At 72.6% G+C, this 17,348-nt stretch carries 15 protein-coding genes; 6 read left to right on the top strand and 9 right to left on the bottom strand.

The annotated features are described in order from the left end of the window. The first annotated feature begins 41 nt into the window (after window positions 1-41). Window positions 42-1,268 carry a cytochrome P450 gene (locus tag ACZ4D5_RS10085; RefSeq protein ID WP_467771874.1) on the top strand — a complete coding sequence of 409 codons (1,227 nt, stop codon included), beginning with the start codon at window positions 42-44 and terminating at the stop codon, window positions 1,266-1,268. Here ACZ4D5_RS10085 and ACZ4D5_RS10080 read toward each other — a convergent pair. Continuing rightward, window positions 1,261-2,865, bottom strand: coding sequence for an ABC transporter permease (locus tag ACZ4D5_RS10080; RefSeq protein WP_467771873.1), 1,605 nt, complete (start codon window positions 2,863-2,865; stop codon window positions 1,261-1,263). The genes ACZ4D5_RS10085 and ACZ4D5_RS10080 overlap by 8 nt on opposite strands. After that, window positions 2,862-3,770: an ABC transporter ATP-binding protein gene (locus tag ACZ4D5_RS10075; RefSeq protein ID WP_467771872.1), complete on the bottom strand. Its 909-nt coding sequence runs from the start codon at window positions 3,768-3,770 to the stop codon at window positions 2,862-2,864. Before ACZ4D5_RS10075 ends, ACZ4D5_RS10080 begins: the two co-directional genes overlap by 4 nt. 105 nt (window positions 3,771-3,875) lie before the next feature. Here ACZ4D5_RS10075 and ACZ4D5_RS10070 point away from each other — a divergent pair, with 105 nt between their 5' ends. Beyond that, complete coding sequence (locus ACZ4D5_RS10070) at window positions 3,876-4,391, top strand: GbsR/MarR family transcriptional regulator (protein WP_467771871.1); 516 nt, start codon at window positions 3,876-3,878, stop codon at window positions 4,389-4,391. Window positions 4,392-4,427: 36 nt separating this feature from the next. Here ACZ4D5_RS10070 and ACZ4D5_RS10065 read toward each other — a convergent pair whose 3' ends face one another. Then, entirely contained in the window at window positions 4,428-5,273 is an 846-nt protein-coding gene (locus tag ACZ4D5_RS10065; protein WP_467771870.1) for a diacylglycerol kinase family protein, read from the bottom strand. 175 nt (window positions 5,274-5,448) lie between these two features. Here ACZ4D5_RS10065 and ACZ4D5_RS10060 point away from each other — a divergent pair, with 175 nt between their 5' ends. Continuing rightward, entirely contained in the window at window positions 5,449-6,732 is a 1,284-nt protein-coding gene (locus ACZ4D5_RS10060) for an adenylosuccinate synthase (protein WP_362329750.1), read from the top strand. Between the two features lie 140 nt (window positions 6,733-6,872). After that, window positions 6,873-8,774 (top strand): CASTOR/POLLUX-related putative ion channel, encoded by a 1,902-nt coding sequence (locus ACZ4D5_RS10055; protein ID WP_467771869.1) that lies wholly within the window; start codon window positions 6,873-6,875, stop codon window positions 8,772-8,774. 52 nt (window positions 8,775-8,826) lie between these two features. Here the strand turns inward: ACZ4D5_RS10055 and ACZ4D5_RS10050 are convergent, their stop codons facing one another. The 4 genes from ACZ4D5_RS10050 to ACZ4D5_RS10035 form a co-directional block, all read right to left on the bottom strand. Further along, window positions 8,827-10,398 carry a substrate-binding domain-containing protein gene (locus ACZ4D5_RS10050; RefSeq protein WP_467771868.1) on the bottom strand — a complete coding sequence of 524 codons (1,572 nt, stop codon included), beginning with the start codon at window positions 10,396-10,398 and terminating at the stop codon, window positions 8,827-8,829. A gap of 99 nt (window positions 10,399-10,497) precedes the next feature. Further along, the gene (locus tag ACZ4D5_RS10045; protein WP_467771867.1) at window positions 10,498-12,342 is read right to left on the bottom strand and encodes a serine/threonine-protein kinase; all 1,845 of its coding nucleotides are present in this window, start codon (window positions 12,340-12,342) and stop codon (window positions 10,498-10,500) included. A 79-nt stretch (window positions 12,343-12,421) separates the two neighbouring features. After that, the gene (locus ACZ4D5_RS10040; RefSeq protein ID WP_467771866.1) at window positions 12,422-12,919 is read right to left on the bottom strand and encodes a MarR family winged helix-turn-helix transcriptional regulator; all 498 of its coding nucleotides are present in this window, start codon (window positions 12,917-12,919) and stop codon (window positions 12,422-12,424) included. 35 nt (window positions 12,920-12,954) lie between these two features. Further along, on the bottom strand, window positions 12,955-13,551 hold the full coding sequence (locus ACZ4D5_RS10035) for a DJ-1/PfpI family protein (RefSeq protein ID WP_467771865.1): 597 nt from the start codon (window positions 13,549-13,551) through the stop codon (window positions 12,955-12,957). Window positions 13,552-13,707: 156 nt separating this feature from the next. Here ACZ4D5_RS10035 and ACZ4D5_RS10030 point away from each other — a divergent pair, with 156 nt between their 5' ends. Both ACZ4D5_RS10030 and ACZ4D5_RS10025 read left to right on the top strand, forming a co-directional pair. Further along, complete coding sequence (locus tag ACZ4D5_RS10030) at window positions 13,708-14,355, top strand: DUF4956 domain-containing protein (protein WP_467771864.1); 648 nt, start codon at window positions 13,708-13,710, stop codon at window positions 14,353-14,355. Next, complete coding sequence (locus ACZ4D5_RS10025; RefSeq protein WP_467771863.1) at window positions 14,352-15,146, top strand: VTC domain-containing protein; 795 nt, start codon at window positions 14,352-14,354, stop codon at window positions 15,144-15,146. The genes ACZ4D5_RS10030 and ACZ4D5_RS10025 overlap by 4 nt, the downstream gene beginning before the upstream one ends. On the opposite strand, the gene ACZ4D5_RS10020 is transcribed toward ACZ4D5_RS10025, so the two are convergent. After that, window positions 15,097-16,485, bottom strand: coding sequence for a sensor histidine kinase (locus ACZ4D5_RS10020; protein ID WP_467771862.1), 1,389 nt, complete (start codon window positions 16,483-16,485; stop codon window positions 15,097-15,099). The two genes, ACZ4D5_RS10025 and ACZ4D5_RS10020, sit on opposite strands and share 50 nt — an antisense overlap. After that, window positions 16,485-17,282, bottom strand: coding sequence for a response regulator transcription factor (locus ACZ4D5_RS10015; RefSeq protein WP_467771861.1), 798 nt, complete (start codon window positions 17,280-17,282; stop codon window positions 16,485-16,487). The genes ACZ4D5_RS10020 and ACZ4D5_RS10015 overlap by 1 nt, the downstream gene beginning before the upstream one ends. Window positions 17,283-17,348: the final 66 nt, after the last annotated feature.

Here is a 17,348-nt window from a genome sequence, read left to right as displayed (position 1 = left end):
GGGGCTGGTCACGTCACGTTGGTCGGGGCTAGCGTCACGCCATGGACGCAGCCTTCGACGTCTCCGCGGTCTTCGCCCCCTCGGTACCGGATTTCGTCGCCGACCCTTACCCGGCGTACGCGCGACTGCGCGAGGCGGGACGAGTCCACCACTACGCCCCCAGCGACCAGTGGCTCATCCCCCACCACGCCGACGTCTCGACCCTGCTGCGCGACCGCCGCCTCGGCCGCACCTATCTGCACCGCTTCACCCACGAGGAGTTCGGGCGGCAGGCCCCGCCGCCCGAGCACGAGCCGTTCCACGTCCTCAACGACAACGGCATGCTCGACCTGGAGCCGCCCACCCATCCCCGCATCCGCCGCCTCGTGTCGAAGGCGTTCACGCCCCGCACGGTCGAGCGGCTGCGCCCGTACGTCGAGGAGTTGGCGGACCGGCTGGCGTGCGAGCTGGTGGAGGACGGCGGCGGCGACCTCGCGGCCCGCGTCGCCGAACCGCTCCCGGTGGCGGTGATCGCCGAGATGCTGGGCATCCCGGAGGGGGACAGGGGCCTGCTGCGTCCCTGGTCGGCGGCGATCTGCGGGATGTACGAGCTGAACCCGTCCGAGGGGACGGCCGCGGCCGCGGTCCGCGCCTCGCTCGAATTCACCGCGTATCTGCGGGAGTTGATCGCGGCCCGGCGCGCGAAGCCGGGCGACGACCTGATCTCTGGCCTGATCGCGGCGTACGACGGCGGCGAGTCGCTCAGCGAGCAGGAGATGATCTCGACCTGCGTCCTGCTCCTGAACGCGGGCCACGAGGCGACGGTGAACGCCACGGTCAACGGCTGGTACGCGCTGTTCCGCAACCCCGCCCAACTGGCGGCCCTGCGCGCCGATCCCGCGGGTCTGATCCCCACGGCCGTGGAGGAGCTGATGCGCTACGACACCCCGCTCCAGCTCTTCGAGCGCTGGGTCCTGGACGACATCGAGATCGACGGACAGGTCATCCCCCGGGGCTCCGAGCTGGCCCTCCTCTTCGGCTCCGCCAATCACGACCCCGCGGTCTTCGCGCGCCCCGCCGAACTGGACCTCGCCCGCCGCGACAACCCGCACATCTCCTTCAGCGCGGGCATCCACTACTGCATCGGCGCCCCGCTGGCCCGCATCGAACTCGCCGCGTCCCTGGGCGCGTTGCTGCGCAGGGCCCCGCGGCTGAGTCTCGCCGCGGAGCCCGGGCGCAGGCCCAACTTCGTGATCAGGGGCCTGACCGAACTGCTGGTCGTCAGCTGATCATGTCCCGGCGCCGCAGCCCCGCGAGCCCCGCGCCGACCAGCGCCGCGGCGATCAGCGTGAGCACGAGCAGCGGGGCCCAGGACATCTCGGCCCCCGGCAGCTTCGGGAGGTGGCCGAAGGGGGAGAGGTCCATGACCGCCTGGGGCAGATCGAGCGCCGGGCCGATCCAGCCGATCGCCAGGCAGACCCCGACCACGGCCCAGGACGCCACGGCCCCCTTCGGGTACGCGCAGGCGAGCAGCACCGCGAGCCCGCCGAGCGCCCACACCGCGGGCAGCTGCGCGAGGCACGCGCCCACCACGGCGGCCGCGTCCGCGCCGTGCCCGACGGCCATGCCGACCCCCGCGACCGCGAGGAGCGGCACCGCACCGCCGAACGCGATGACGAGGTGCCCGGCCGCCCAGCGCAGCCGCCCGACGGCGCCCGCGAGGACCGGCTCGGCGCGCTGCGAGGTCTCCTCGCCGTGCAGCCGCAGCACGGACGTCACGATGTAGAGCGCGGCCATCATGCCGAACAGCCCCGTGATGGTGGCGAGGAAGGCGTCCGTGAGGCCGGACTGACCGCCCATCCGCCGGATGATGTCGCGGGTGCTCTCGTTGTCGCCGACGACGTCGGCCGCGCCGGACGCCATGCCGCCGAACACGATCCCGGCGAGCAGGAATCCGGCCGTCCAGCCGAACACGCTGCCCCGCTGGAGCCGCCAGGCGAGGGCGCCCGCCGTGGCGAGCCCGCCGTGCGCGGGTCCGGGCCGGGTGGGCAGGAAGCTCATCCCGACGTCGCGCCGCCCCGCCAGCGCGTAGGCGACGATGCCCTGGGCCACGATCGCCGCGGCGAGCAGGGACAGCACCCACCACCGCTCACCGGCGTAGGCCCGCAGGTTCTCCTGCCACCCGAGCGGCGAGAGCCAGGTCAGCGGCGACGAACCCCCGGTCGTCCCCGCGTCGCCCGCGGCCCGCAGCACGAACGCCGCGCCGAGCACCCCGGCCGTGATCCCCTTGGCGAGCCGCGCGCTCTCGGTGAGCTGGGCGGCGATGGCGGCCATGGTGGCGAACAGCATCCCGACGCCCGCGACGCCGAGCCCCAGCGCGAGCGCGCCGCCCGCGCCCTGCCCGGCCATGCCGAGGACGATCAGGAGGCCGGCCCCCGCGTCGGCGACGAGCGCGGCGGACAGCGCGGCGGTGAGCGGCGCCCGCCGTCCCACCACGGAGGCGGAGAGCATCTCCTGGCGCCCGGTCTCCTCCTCCTCGCGGGTGTGCCGTACGACGATGACGAGGCTCATGACGGCGGCGAGGACGCCCGCGTAGCAGCCGATGCGCCAGGCGGTCAGGCCCCCGACGGAGTCCCCGAAGACCGGCCCGTACATGGCGCGCATCGAGGAGTTGGAGTTCATCGACTCCATGGCGTCGGCGCGCTCGGCGGCGGTGCCGTAGATGCCTTCGAGGGAGCCGGGCATGGCGAGGACCAGGCCGGAGACGATCAGGATCCAGACGGGCATCATGACCCGGTCGCGCCGCAGGGCGAGCCGCAACAGCTGCCCGGAACCGGCGAGTTGACGTGCCCCGCCCCCGCGCGGTGCGAAGGTGACGGCGGTCATCGTGCCATCGCCGCCTCACGCACGTCGTCCTGGTAGTGCCGCAGGAACAGCTCCTCCAGGGTGGGCGGAGTGCTGGTCAGCGACCGGACGCCGGACGCGGTCAGCGACCTGAGGACGGCGTCCAGCTTGTCGGTGTCGACCTGCAGCTTGACGCGGTGTCCCTGTACGTCGAGGTCGTGGACGCCCGGCAGGCCGGACAACCCGTCGGGCGCGCCCGCGAGTTCGGCGGTGACGCTGGTCCGCGTCAGGTGGCGCAGGTCGGCCAGCGAGCCGCTCTCGACGGTCGCGCCCTTCCTGATGATGCTGACGCGGTCGCAGAGCGACTCGACCTCGCTGAGGATGTGCGAGGAGAGCAGCACGGTCCGCCCGCGGTCCCGCTCCTCCTCGACGCAGCTCTGGAAGACCTCCTCCATCAACGGGTCGAGTCCGGAGGTCGGTTCGTCGAGGATCAGCAGGTCGACGTCCGAGGCGAAGGCGGCGACGAGGGCGACCTTCTGCCGGTTGCCCTTGGAGTACGTGCGTCCCTTCTTGGTGGGGTCGAGTTCGAACCGCTCGACGAGGTCGGCGCGGCGCGCCCGGTCGAGCCCGCCTCGCAACTTCCCGTACAGGTCGATGACTTCGCCCCCGGAGAGGTTGCGCCACAGGGTGACGTCGCCCGGTACGTACGCGATGCGGCGGTGCAGGTCGACGGCGTCGTGCCACGGGTCCCCGCCGAGCAGCTGGGCCGCGCCGGCGTCGGCGCGGAGCAGGCCGAGCAGGACCCGGATGGTGGTGGACTTCCCGGCGCCGTTCGGGCCGAGGAAGCCGTGCACCTCACCGGTCTCGACGTCCAGGTCGAGGCCGTCCAGCGCGTGCGTCTTGCCGAACGACTTGTGCAGTCCGGAGACGGTGATTGCCTTCGTCATGTTTCTGAACGTACGCTTCTTTCACAAATTTGTGAAGTTAAGGAAGCGTATAAACTCGCGAGCACCGGGGACAGCGGGGGAGAGGGCAGGGGAGATGATCGACAGATGACGACGGACGAGACCCAGGACGCGCGGGAGCGGCGTGACGAGGAGACCGTCTCCCGCTTCGTGGAGCACTTCGCCGCACAGCTGGTCGAGGCGGGCATGCCGCGGATGCCGGCCCGGATCTTCGCGGCTCTCCTCGCCTCCGACTCCGGCGCGCTCACCTCGGCGGAACTGGGCGAACGCCTGCGGGTCAGCCCGGCGGCGGTCTCCGGGGCGGTGCGCTACCTGACCCAGCAGCACATGGTGAACCGGGAGCGGGAGCCGGGGACGCGGCGTGACCTGTTCCGGGTGCACAGCAACCAGTGGTACGAGGCGCTGGGCAACCGCGACGGCGTGCTCAAGCGCTGGGAGAGCGCCCTCAGGGACGGTGTGGCCAACCTCGGCCCGGACTCCCCCGCGGGCCGCCGCCTCTCGGAGACCCTGGCGTTCTTCGAGTTCGTGGAGGTCGAGCTGGCCGGGATGATGGACCGCTGGCGGGTCCGCAGGGAAGAGCTCTTCGGCGGCGAAGGGACGTGACGGGACGGCGGCGCGGCCGGGGCGGCCGGGGCGTGGTCAGCGCGGCAGCGTAAGACCCCAGGCCCGCGGCCGGACCGTCCAGGTCCGGGTGCGCACCGGGCCCGCCACCACCGCGTCCGCGCGGTAGCGGAAGTCCGCGCCGGACACCGTCACCGTCCGCGCCCGCACCCGCAGCGGCGCCGCCTCCGCACCCACCGAGGTCGGCCGGACCTCCACCTGCGCGAGACCGCCCCCGTCCCCCGCGGTCACCCGCACCCCCTGCACCGGCTGGTCCAGGTCGACCAGCGTGACCCCGTCCGCCTCCACCCGCAGCCGGGCGGGCGCGGGACCGGGCGCCGCCGCCACCCGCGAGGGCCGCGTGGCGAGGGTGCGGACGAAGGACTGGCAGGTGCGGAGCCAGGCGTGGCCGTCGCCGCCGCCCTCCGCGGCGGCCCCGGCGCCCGCGTCGCCGCTCCCCACCGGCGGAATCCGCAGGTCCCCGAGGACCACTCCGTCGCTGTCGTCCACCAGCAGATCGAGCCGCCGCTCGGCGCCCTCCAGGACCGCCCGCGCCGCCGCCACCGCCCCGGCAGGCACCCCGAGCGCCCGCGCGAGCGACTGCGCCGCGCCCACGGGAACGACCGAGAGCGCGCTGCCGCCGAGATCCCGCTCCCGGTGCAGCGCTCCCACCGCCCGCAGCAGCGCCCGGTCGTCGCCGACCACCACGAGCCGTCGCGCACCCCTCCTGGCCAGCGCTTTCATAAAGTCCTCGGGCCCCTCGGGCAGGCAGATGCGGACCGCCGCACCCGCGCCGAGCACGTCCTTCGCGATCCGTACCGACTCACCGTCCGTGCGCCGGGCGACCGGGTCGATGACGACTAGGAGCTGGTCGCGAGCCGACAACGTGCGCCCTTTCTTTAGCTGTTCTTTGAGACCTCGGGTAGCATCTTTGTGCAAGAGCCCCTTGCGCTATTGCGCCAGGGGCTTCGTCTATTCCGGGGCAGCATCCAAGGCACACCCATACGGCGGCTACGGCCCCTGACCTTGGACATGCCCCGCCCGGAAGGGGTGTACGCCTGTGCCCGCACTTGTGCTGCTCGGTGCTCAGTGGGGTGACGAAGGCAAGGGAAAGGCCACCGACCTGCTCGGTGGCTCGGTGGACTATGTGGTGCGCTACCAGGGCGGCAACAACGCCGGCCACACGGTTGTCGTAGGCGACCAGAAGTACGCGCTGCACCTCCTCCCTTCCGGGATTCTCTCCCCGGACTGTGTGCCCGTCATCGGCAACGGAGTCGTCGTCGACCCGTCGGTCCTGCTCTCCGAGCTGAGCGGTCTGAACGAGCGCGGCGTCGACACGTCCAAGCTGCTGATCAGCGGAAACGCGCACATCATCACGCCGTACAACGTGACGGTGGACAAGGTCGGCGAGCGCTTCCTCGGCAAGCGGAAGATCGGCACGACCGGCCGCGGCATCGGCCCGACCTACGCCGACAAGATCAACCGCACCGGCATCCGCGTGCAGGACCTCTATGACGAGTCGATTCTGCAGCAGAAGGTCGAAGCCGCTCTGGAGCAGAAGAACCAGCTGCTCACCAAGGTCTTCAACCGTCGCGCCATCGAGGCCGAGCAGATCGTCGAGCAGCTCCTGGAGCACGGCGAGAACATCAAGCAGTACGTCGCCGACACGACGCTGATCCTGAACAACGCGCTCGACGACGACAAGGTCGTCCTGTTCGAGGGCGGCCAGGGCACGCTCCTGGACGTGGACCACGGCACGTACCCCTTCGTCACCTCGTCCAACCCGACCGCCGGCGGCGCCTGCACCGGCACCGGCGTGGGCCCGACGAAGATCAGCCGCGTCATCGGCATCCTCAAGGCGTACACGACCCGCGTCGGCGCGGGCCCGTTCCCGACGGAGCTGTTCGACGACGACGGCGAGGCGCTGCGCACCATCGGCGGCGAGCGCGGTGTGACGACCGGCCGTGACCGCCGCTGCGGCTGGTTCGACGCCCCGATCGCCCGCTACGCGACCCGCGTGAACGGCCTGACGGACTTCTTCCTCACCAAGCTCGACGTCCTCACCGGCTGGGAGCAGATCCCGGTCTGTGTCGCGTACGAGATCGACGGCAAGCGCGTCGAGGAACTGCCGTACAACCAGACCGACTTCCACCACGCGAAGCCGATCTACGAAATGCTGCCGGGCTGGTCCGAGGACATCACCAAGGCCCAGACCTTCTCCGACCTGCCGAAGAACGCGCAGGGCTACGTGAAGGCCCTGGAGGAGATGTCCGGCGCCCCGATCTCCGCGATCGGCGTGGGCCCGGGCCGCACCGAGACGATCGAGATCAACTCGTTCATCTAGCGGTTCCCGTACGACGAAAGGGGCACCCCGGCACGGCCGGGGTGCCCCTTTCGCGCTTGCGAACCCCGCCCCGCCATCGGACGATCATGAGAAGTCACCGTCCGTGCACAGCGCTCACCAACCGTGAGGGGAGGCGTTGTATGACCGAGGTCCGCAAGCCGACCCTCAGGCAGCGGCAGCGCTACTGGTTCGACAAGACCATGGCGCGCGGCACGCCCGCGCTCATCGGCTGGCTCACCCTCGTGTGTCTGGTCATCGTCGTGCCCGCCAGCGCGGCCCTCGTCTGGGCGGACAAGAACACCCCGACGACCCTCTCCAACCAGGCCGTCGCCATCTGGAAGAGCATCGGCACCACCTTCAAGATCGGCGGCGGCGCGATCGGGACGCCCGCCTACGTCGCGCTGTCCGTGCTGCTCGCCCTGGTCGCCCTGTTCTTCGCGTCCACCCTCGTCGGCCTCATCACGGCCGGCGTGAACAGGAAGATCATGTCGCTGCGGCTCGGGCGCTCCCAGGTGATCGAGGAGCGGCACACCGTCGTCCTCGGCTGGTCGGACCAGGTCTTCCCCATCGTCAGCGAGCTCGTCGAGGCCAACGCCAATCAGCGCAGGGCCGCCGTCGCCATCCTCGCCGACCGCGACAAGGTGGCCATGGAGGGCGAGATCCACACGCAGGTGCCCGACACCGGGACGACGCGGGTGATCTGCCGGACCGGGGACACCGGCGACCCGGCGGTCATCGGGCGCGTGGGCCTGCACACCGCCCGCTCCATCCTCGTCGTCTCACCCGGCGACGAGGACGCCGACTCCCAGGTCATCAAGACCCTGCTCGCCGTGAACAGCGGCGGCGGGCAGCGCGGCGACGCTCACCTGGTCGCCGCCGTGCGCGACGGCAGGCACCACGCGGCCGCCTGCCTCGCCGCGGGCGACGACGGCTGCGTGCTCAACATCGACGACGTCACGGCCCGCCTCATCGTGCAGACCTCCCGCCAGCCCGGCCTCTCCCTCGTCTACCAGCAGCTCCTCGACTTCGCGGGCGACGAGTTCTACACCGTCCCCGCGCCGCCCGCCCTGGTCGGCCGCACCTTCGGCGACGCGCTGCTCGCGTACGAGACGTCGTCGGTGGTCGGCCTGGTGCGCCCGGACGGCTCGGTCGCCGTCAACCCGCCCCCCGCCACCACGATCGGCGCGGACGACCGGATCGTCGCGGTGGCCGCCGACGACGACGCCGTGGTGATGGACACGGGCCGCGCGCCGGAGGTGGACGAGGCCGCCGTCGTCGTGCCCCTCCCGCGCGAGGCCGTCCCGGAGCGGATCCTGCTGCTCGGCTGGAACCGCCGCGCCCCGCTGATCATCGAGCAGCTCGACGGGTACGTCGCCCCGGGATCGGTCCTCGACATCGTCGCGCACGGCGACCGTGCCGTGGACGAGGCCGCCGCCCTCACGCCGCCCGACCGCCTCAAGACCGGCTTCCGGTGCGGCGCCACCGACCGGCCCGAGGTGCTCTCGGAGCTCGACATCGGCTCGTACGCGAGTGTCGTCGTGCTCGGCTACGAGGACGAGGAGGGGCGGATCGGCGCCGATTCCGACGTCGGCACCCTCGTCACGCTGCTGCATCTGCGTGCCCTGGGGCGTGCCCTGAACCGGCATCTGCCCGTCGTCACGGAGATGTCCGACGACCGCAACCGCGCGCTCGCCCCGCTCAGCGAGGGCACCGACTTCATCGTCAGCGGAAAGATCGTCAGCCTGCTGATGACGCAGATCGCCGAGAACCACGAACTGGCCGGACTCTTCAGGGAGTTGGGTGATCCCGAGGGCAGTGAGATCTACCTCAGGCCCGCCTGTGACTACGTCGCGCCGGGCCACGAGGTCTCGTACGCCACCGTCGTCGAGTCCGCCCGCCGCCAGGGGCAGTGCGCGATCGGCTACCGCCTGGCCGAGGAGGCCGCGCTCCCGCCCGCCTTCGGGGTGCGGCTCAACCCGGGCAAGCGGGAGCGGCTGAGCCTCGGCGCGGGCGACAGCGTGATCGTGCTCGCCGTGGAGTAGGGGGCCGTGCGGTGGACGGCCGTGCGGTGGACGGCCGTGGAGTGACCGGGGCTCACCCCGGGTTCTCGTCGCCGCAGATGCGCAGGCCCTCCGGGGTGGAGCACGGCAGATGGCCGTGGGTGCGGATGACGTCCAGGCCGTTGCCGCGCGCGTAGGCGAGGAAGCTGGAGGCCAGCGAGTCGGCGGGCGGCTGTCCGTAGGTGTAGGCGTACTCGATCTCGCGGTAGGGGTAGCCGCTCTTCTCCAGCTGCTCCACGGACGGCTCGTGGCCCTCCAGGTTCAGCCGGTGCAGGCCCTTGAGGCCGGACGCGGCGCGCAGTTCGCTGTAGCCGACGGCGCCGGGGATGCGGCCGACGGCGTCCAGGACCTGGTCGGTGGAGTCCAGCTCGCAGCGTGTCACCGGCACGGACGGGTCGTCCTTGCCCAGGCAGTCGTTGGACGACGCCTTGACCTCGAAGCCGCCGCCCAGGACGCGGCGTTGGAGCGTGTCGCGGGTGCCCGAGCTCGATCCCCTGCTGACCAGGACCACCGGCAGGTCGGGTCCGCCGAGCTCCTTCCAGTTGCGTACGTCTCCGCGGTAGATGCGGCGCACCTGGGGCAGCGTCAGATTCCGCAGTGGTACGCGGTCGTTGAGGACGAGCGCGAAGACGGAGATCGCCACGCGGGTCTCGGCGAGGCGCGGGAAGCCGTCGGACTTGGGGCCGTCGGAGAAGGTGAGCAGGGGCGGGGAGCCCTTCCCCGCGCCCTTCTCGGGGTGCTTCCCGGAGCCGCCGGTGAACGCGCGCCCCCTGTCGTCCAGTTCGCGCACGCCCGCCGCGCTGCCGTGCGCGCCGACCGTGATGTCGGATCCCGGGCAGTCCTCCTCGTACGCGGCCGCGAGCTCCTCGGCGACCGGAGCGAACGCCGTCGAGCCGAGCACCGTCAGCTCGCCCGTCGCGCACTCGATCGGCGGCGGATCGTCGTCCCGCAGCACGATGATCGAGGCGAGCGTCACGACGGAGAGCGTGAGCAGGACCGTCAGGAGCTGGGCGGGGCGGGACAGGAGCGGCGGCTTGTCGTCGGGCGTGGTCGAGCGGTTGGGCTGCACCTCGCCCGCCTGGATGCCGCCGGACATGGTGATCTCGCCGCCGACGGGGCCGCCGGTGAGCAGCACGAGGAGCTTGTAGTGCTGGCCCCTGTTGAGCGGGACGCGCGGGATGTGCAGGGTGCTGCCCTCGTAGCGCAGTCCCGCGCCCGGGGCGAAGTGCTCCATCAGGTGGTCGGCGCCGGGCGGCGCGGTGACCGCGATGCCGCGGACGGTGCGGCCGGTGAAGACGGCGGTCAGGCCGTGCAGGGCGCGGCCCGTGTAGTCGGCGTCCGAGATCGACTGCGAGCCGTCGTTCTCGACGCGCAGCAGGACGAGGGTGGCGTCCGACATCTCGGGGGTCTCGTCGAACAGGCCGAGGCGGGCGTTGGCGCCGCCCGTGCGGACGTTGTCCCCTATGGCCGTGTCCATCTGGACGCGGTAGCCGATCCGCTTGCGGCGCGGCACCCGGCGTTCGTACCAGAGCGCGCCGACGGTGGCGGCGAGGCCGAGCGCCGCCGTGACCACGGCGATGGTGTTCTCGGCGCTCAACCAGTCCATGGGCGGTGACGGTAGGCGGCGCGGGGCCGCCCGGGGCCCGCTTCCCCGTTCTGTCGGCTGTTGTTCTCCGCCGGTTCAGCTCGCCCGTGCCGCGGGCCGTCAACTCCCCTTGGTGTACGTCAACTCGCCGCTGCCGTCCGTGTTCGCGCGCCGCAGCTTGCCGTTGCCGAGGATCGTGATGACGCTCGGCTCGCCCGGCGTGCAGGACGACATGGGTTCGCCGACGGTGACCTCGGTCGGGCCGATGCGCAGCCGGTCCTCGGAGGCGGAGACCAGCTTGCCCTGGAAGACGCAGTGGTAGGTGCCGCCGCCGTCGGTCGGTCCGTCCGCCGTCACCGAGAGGACCGTGTCGCCCACCTCGCCCTGCTGCAGGGTGAGTTCGCGGGTGCTGTGGCCGGAGTCGGTGTCGAGGCCGCCCGACCAGGTGCCCAGGTACTTGTCGGGGATCGTGTCGTCGACGGCGTCCGGGGTGGCCGCCTCCTGGCCGGACGCCTCGGCCGTCGGCGAACCGGTGCCCGGGGTCTCGGGCGCGCTGCTCGCGGAGTTCCTCGCGTCGTCGCCCTGCTTCTTCTCGGTGCCGTCGCCGTTCATGACGGCGTAGACGGTGCCGCCCGCTCCGATGGCCACTATCAACGCCACGACGATCAGGGCCGCGGTCGAACGCCCGCTGCGGCGCGGGGGTTCGGGCGCGGCGGCGGGGGCGTAGAGACCGGGGCCGTACGGGGGCGTCGAGCCGTAGCCCGGCGGCTGGGGATGTGGCTGGGGCTGGTGCGGGTAGCCGTAGGCGGCGGGCTGCGGGTGCTGCTGCGGATAGCCGTACGAGGGTGCGCCGGGCGGCGGCGTGGGCGGCGGGGCCTGGCCGGACACCATGGTGGGCAGGTGGTTGACGGGCGCGGCGCCGGGCCTGCCGGGGGGTGGGGGCGTGGCTTCGTCGTCGCCTTCGGGGGTGGCGGCTGCCGGGGGAGTGGCCTTTGGGGTCCCGGCAGCCCCGGGCGCGTCCGGCACCGAGGCCGGGCCCGTCTCGTCCGGGTCCTCCGCGTCCAGCAACTGCACGGCGTGCCGCCCCAGTTGGGCGACCAGCGCGCCCGGCAGCCACGGGTCGAGCGCGCGGCCGTCGCCGAGGGCGTCCGCGGCGCCCGTCCGCTCCAGGACCTCGTCGAGCGACGGCCGGGCCGCCGGGTCCTTGCGCAGGCACAGGGAGATCAGCTCGGTGAGGCTCTCGGGGATGCCCGCCAGGTCGGGATCCTCCTGCGCGATGCGGAACATCAGCGCGTGCACACCGCTGTTGGCCGTGCCGAAGGGCAGCGCTCCCGACGCGGCGTAGGCGAGGACGGAGCCGAGGCAGAACACGTCGCACGCCGGGGTGATGCGGTCCCCGCGGACCTGCTCGGGCGCCATGAAGCCGGGCGATCCGACCAGCGCGCCGGTGCGGGTCAGGCCGCCGTCGGTGACCGTCTCCAGGGCGCGGGCTATGCCGAAGTCGATGACGCGCGGGCCGTCGATCGTGATCAGGACGTTCGACGGCTTGAGGTCGCGGTGGACGATGCCCGCGGCGTGGATGTCCTTGAGCGCGCCCGCGAGTCCGGCCGCGAGGACGGTCACCGAGCGTTCGGGCAGCGGGCCGTGGTCGTGCGAGACGACGGTCTGCAGCGAGGGACCCGCGACGTACCCCGTGGCGACCCACGGGACGTCCGCCTCGGTGTCCGCGTCCAGGACCGGCGCCGTCCACGCGCCGCCGACCTGCCGCGCGGAGCTCACCTCCTGCCGGAAGCGGCTCCTGAACTCCTCCTGCTCCGCGAGCTCTTGGCGGACCAGCTTGACCGCGACCGTGCGGCCCCGTCCCGACCGCGCGAGATACACCTGACCCATGCCGCCGGCGCCGAGCCGCGCCAGCAGCCGGTAGGCGCCGATCCGCTGCGGATCACCGGGCCCGAGCTTTTCCATCGCCGCACCGACCTCCCCCATTGGTGTGCAACAGAGTGAGGATAGTGCGGCCCTACGACAGGGTGGGACGGGCTGCTCTCTACGGTTCCGTAACGGGTTCCGCAACGGGTTCCGGATCGGCGTCGGCGACGGAGTCCATGACCGCGGCGAGGCGTTCCAACACCCGTACGGTTTCCTGGAACTCGTCCTCGCCGAGCGCTGCCGCGAGCCGTCCGGCGAGCTCCGCGTGGCCCGGGTCGATCCGCGCCACGGCGGCTCGCCCCCCGGCCGTGGGACGCAGCAGTTTGGCGCGGCGGTGGGCCGGGTTCGGCACGTACTCGGCGAGGTCCTTGCGTACGAGGAGGTCCGCCACGCGCTGCACGCTCTGCCGCGTGATGCCCATCGCCCGGGCGATGCCCGCGACCGGCAGGGGCTCGCGCAGCACCGCGCCGAGCACCTGCCACCAGGCGGCGGTCAGCCCGGCGGGCTTCGCCAACTCCTCCGATGCGGCGAGGAAGCGGCCGTTCAGGCGGAAGACGGTCAGGGCGGTGCGGCTGAGCAGGTCCTGTTGCTCACGGCGCTCTTCTTCTTCGGTCATCGTCCCTGCTCTCCTGTTCGTCGTCCGTGCCCCGCTCAGGAGTTGAGGGTCTCGAACGCCGCCGGGTCCGAGTCGTGGAAGAGGCGGTACCAGGCGTCGAGCTTCTCGTCGTCGAAGACGCCGCCGAGCCGGCCGAAGACCTCCCGCGCGAACGCGACCGGCTCCGTCGGGCCCGCCGTGATCAGGTCGCCGTCGGTGACCGCGTCCGCCTCCACGTACCGCTCGCCGCCCTTGTAGCCGGTGGCCGCCAGGTACATCGACGCCGCGCTGGTGTGCGCGCGGTCGTCGAGGAGCCCCTCGCGGGCGAGTCCCGCCGTGGCGCCGCAGATCGCGGCGACCGGCACCCCGGCGTCGAGGAACGCGCGGGCCGTGCGCGCGAACGGCGCCAGGTCCTCGCTCGTGTCCCACAGGTCGGCGCCCGGCAGGATCAGCAGCGAGCTGTCCTCGGGCCGCAGCCCGTCGAGCGCCAGGTCGGCCTGGACGCGCAGGCCGCCCATGGAGCGGACCGGGGCCGCGGAGGGCGCGACCGTGCGGATCTCGTACCCGGCGCGGGCGAGCCAGGCCGTGGTGTGGCCGGTCTCCCAGTCGGCGAGCGTGTCGTAGACGGCCAGGTGTGCGGGCTTGCGGGACATGACGACCTCCGGCGGTGGGCGAGCGGCGCGTACGTAAGCATGCTGTCGAAATGACAGGAGGCTGTCAATAGGGATGCCGCGCGGTCTCGGCGGCGGGCCCGTTCGTTAACTTTCGTGAGGGGCGGGCTTAACCCGCCCGTCCCTAGCGTCCTCGCCATGGACAGCACACTGACCCTCAGCGCCCACCTGGGCCTCGATCTGGCCGCCGTCTCCCTGCTGACCTTCGGCGTCTTCTATCCGCGGCACCGCAGGCGCGAGCTCGTCCCCGCGTATCTCGCCCTGAACGTCGCCCTGTTCGCGGTGGTCGCCGGGCTCGGGACCGTCGGCGGGAACGGTGGACTCGCCCTGGGCTTCGGGCTCTTCGGAGTGCTCTCGATCGTGCGGCTGCGCTCCGACGCCCTGCAGCACCAGGAAGTGGCGTACTACTTCATCACCCTGGTCCTCGGCCTGCTCTGCGGTCTTCCGGGGCTGAGCCTGCCGGTGGCGACCGGGCTCGCTGCCGTGCTGCTCGTGGTCATGTACGGCGCCGATCACCCCCGCCTCTTCGCCCGCGACCGGCGCGCGGTCGTCACGCTCGACGCGGTCTACCGCGAGGAGGGCCCGCTCCGCGCCGAGCTGGAGCGGCGCCTCGGGCGGCCTCTGGGGTGGACCGTCCAGGAGGTGGACTACGTACGCGACCTCATGGTCCTGGAAGTCCGCTTCCGTCAGCCGGAACCTTCGGTACCGTCCCGGGAGTTGACCGTACGACGACGCACGACCCGGTCCACCACGTTTCCCCCCAGTCACCCGAAGGAGACCGTGTGAACCCCGCCGTACGCGCCATCGGCCGCGCCGCCCTCGCCGCGCACCCCATCGCGCTGGACGAGGTGAACGCGCGGGCCGAGCTCCTCGCCCGCTACGACAACAGCTACCTCGTGCCCGTCGAGATCTTCGAGGATCTCGCGGCGCTGCTCACCGACCCACGGCGGGCCGGCGGGCCCTTCCGGGCGCTCAGCATCGGAGGGAAGAGGTGGTTCCGGTACCACTCGACGTACTACGACACCCCCGAACTGGTCACCTTCCACGACCACCGGCAGGGCCGGCGCCTGCGGTACCGCATCCGCGAGCGCGTCTACCAGGACAGCGGGGAGCGGCAGTTCGAGATCAAGCTGAAGAGCGGGCGCGGCGAGACCGTCAAGCACCGGCAGCGGCTCGAAGGGGGTGACCACGTCCTGGACGAGGCCCGGCGGGGGTTCCTGTCCGGGGTGCTGCGGGGGTCGTACGGGATCGACGCTCCTCGTGGGCTCGTCACCTCGCTGGTCACCGACTACCGGCGCGCGACCTTCGTCGCCGACGGGCAGCGCATCACGTGCGACGCCGGGCTCGTCGTCCGTGACACGGTGACCGGGCGGAGCGCCGAGGCCGACAGCGGGCTCGTGCTCGTCGAGACCAAGACGAAGGGGCATCTGACCGACGCCGACCGGGTGTTGCACCGGTTCGGGGTGCGCGCCGCCGACTTCACGAAGTACTGCGGCGGGTATGCGGCGGTGCGGCCCGAGCTGGGCATCAACAAGTGGGCCCGGGCGGTGCGCACGGCGTTTCCCCGGGCCGCGTGAGGGGCGTCGCGGGGAGAGGCGTCGGCGTGAGGGGGAACGTCAGCGTGACACTCGCGCCCTGCGGGGTGCTCCGCGTCCCGAAGGTGCCGTTCGCCTCTTCGGCCGTGCGGCGGGCGATGTCCAGGCCCAGGCCCGTGGAGCCCGCGCCGCTGGTGCCCCGGTCGGGGGACGTGGTGTCGGGGAAGCCGGGGCCCTCGTCCGCGACGGTCAGTTCCGCGTGGGTCCTCGTGTGGGGTGCGGTCCCTGTCGTGCGGACCGTGATCGTGAAGGGTGTGCCGTGTGGGGTGTGGTCCAGGACGTTGCCTATCAACGCGTCCAGGGCCGCGGCCAGTTCGTCCTCCGGGACCGGTACCGGGACCGGGGCCCCGTGAGGTGGTGTCGTGGTGCGGGTCTCGCGGTTCTGGTCCTCCGCCAGCGGCTCCCAGAACGCCGCTCGTTCCCGCGCCACCGCCGCCAGGTCCGCGCTCGGCGCCTCGCGCAGGGGGCGCCTCGCCTTGCGGATCACCTCGTCGACGCTGCGCTCCAGGGCCGTGACGTCCGCCGCGATGCGGTGTGCCTCGTCCGGGTCGCGCAGCGTCTCCGCGTCCAGGCGCAGGGCCGCCACCGGGGTGCGGAGGCGGTGGGCCAGGTCGGCGGCGTTCTCGCGCTCGGCGGTCAGGAGCTCGTCGATGCGGGCGGCGAGCCGGTTCAGTTCGCCCGCGATCAGGCGGAGTTCGGGCGGGCCCTCGGGGGTGGCACGTGCCGTGAGGTCGCCGGCGGCCAGGCGGTCCGCCGTGCGGGCGAGGCGGCGGGTCGCGCCGACCAGGCGTGCGCCGAGGCGGTCGGCGAGGAGGAGGCCCAGGAGTACGAGGCCTACGCCGATGCCGGCGAGGACCAGCCAGGAGGCGAGGGTGCCCGCGTACAACTGGGACTCGGTGAGCGTCACTTGGACCACCGCCGTGCCGTCCTTGGCGCCCTGGACGGGGACGAGGACCAGACGGCCGCCGGACTCGGGCTCGTAGGTGAAGGCGCGGCCCGTGCGGGCCAGGCGGATCGGGTCCGTGACGGCGGGGGTGCGCCGCGGGTGCGGGCCGATGACCTCGTTGTCCGCGAGGACCAGTGAAGTGGTCGGCAGGTCCTTGCCGTTGACGCTCTCCACCGTCTGCTCGGCGGTCTCGCGCTCGTCGGCGGTCGCCAGGGCCGGGCCGATGGCGTGGGCGACCCACTGGGCGCGGGCGGTGGCCTCGGAGGTGGCGCGGTCGGCGGCGTGGGTGCGGGTGAGGAGGGTGAGGGGGACCAGAAGTGCGGTGAGGACCAGGGCCGTTGTCGCCGCCGTCAGGAGGAGGACGCTGCGGCGCATCAGTCGGCCTCCGGCGCGGGGATGTCTGCCGGTGCGGGTGCGTGGGGTGCGTGTCCGTACTCGCCCTCTGCGTCGCGGGGCCTCGCCGCCGCGGCGGGGGGCGGCTCGGTCCCGGGCTCGTCGGGAGGCGTCAGCTTCACCCCCACCGTGCGGACCGTGTGGAGGTAGCGCGGCTGTTGGGCCGTTTCTCCCAGTTTGCGGCGGAGCCAGGAGAGGTGGACGTCGACCGTCTTGTCGGCGCCGCCCAGCGGCTGCTGCCAGACCTCGGCGAGGAGTTCGCGGCGCGAGATCACCTGGCCGGGGCGGCGGGCCAGGTAGGCGAGCAGGTCGAACTCGCGTGGTGTGAGGTCGATGGGGCGGCCGTCCAGGGCCACCTCGCGGGAGGCCGGGTCGATGGAGAGCGTGCCGATGTGGAGGGGTTCCTCCGTCTCCGTCGCGCCGAGACGGCGCAGGACCGCCTTGACCCGGGCGTCCAACTGCGCGGCGCCGAACGGCTTCACGATGTAGTCGTCCGCCCCGGCCTCCAGGACCGTCACCATCTCCGGCTCGTCGTCGCGGGCCGTGGCCACGATCACCGGGACGTCGCTCACCGCGCGCAGCATCCGCAGGACCTGCGCCCCGTCGACGTCCGGCAGGCCCAGGTCGAGGACCACCAGGTCGGGCCTGCTGGTCACCGCCGCGTCCAGGCCCGCCATGCCGCTCGGCGCGGTCGCCACCGCGTGCCCCTTGTCGCGCAGGGCCCGCACCAGCGCGCCACGGAGTTGGGGGTCGTCCTCGACGACAAGAAGATGCGCCATACAACCACCGTAGTCAGGGGGTTTGTCGGGGGCTTAACCGGGCGTTAGGAAACGATGCGGCACAGT

The sequence above is a fragment of the Streptomyces sp. NPDC025651 genome, assembly GCF_055558735.1.
Note: the sequence above shows the minus strand (reverse complement) of the source record. Positions and strands in the feature narration are given on the sequence as shown.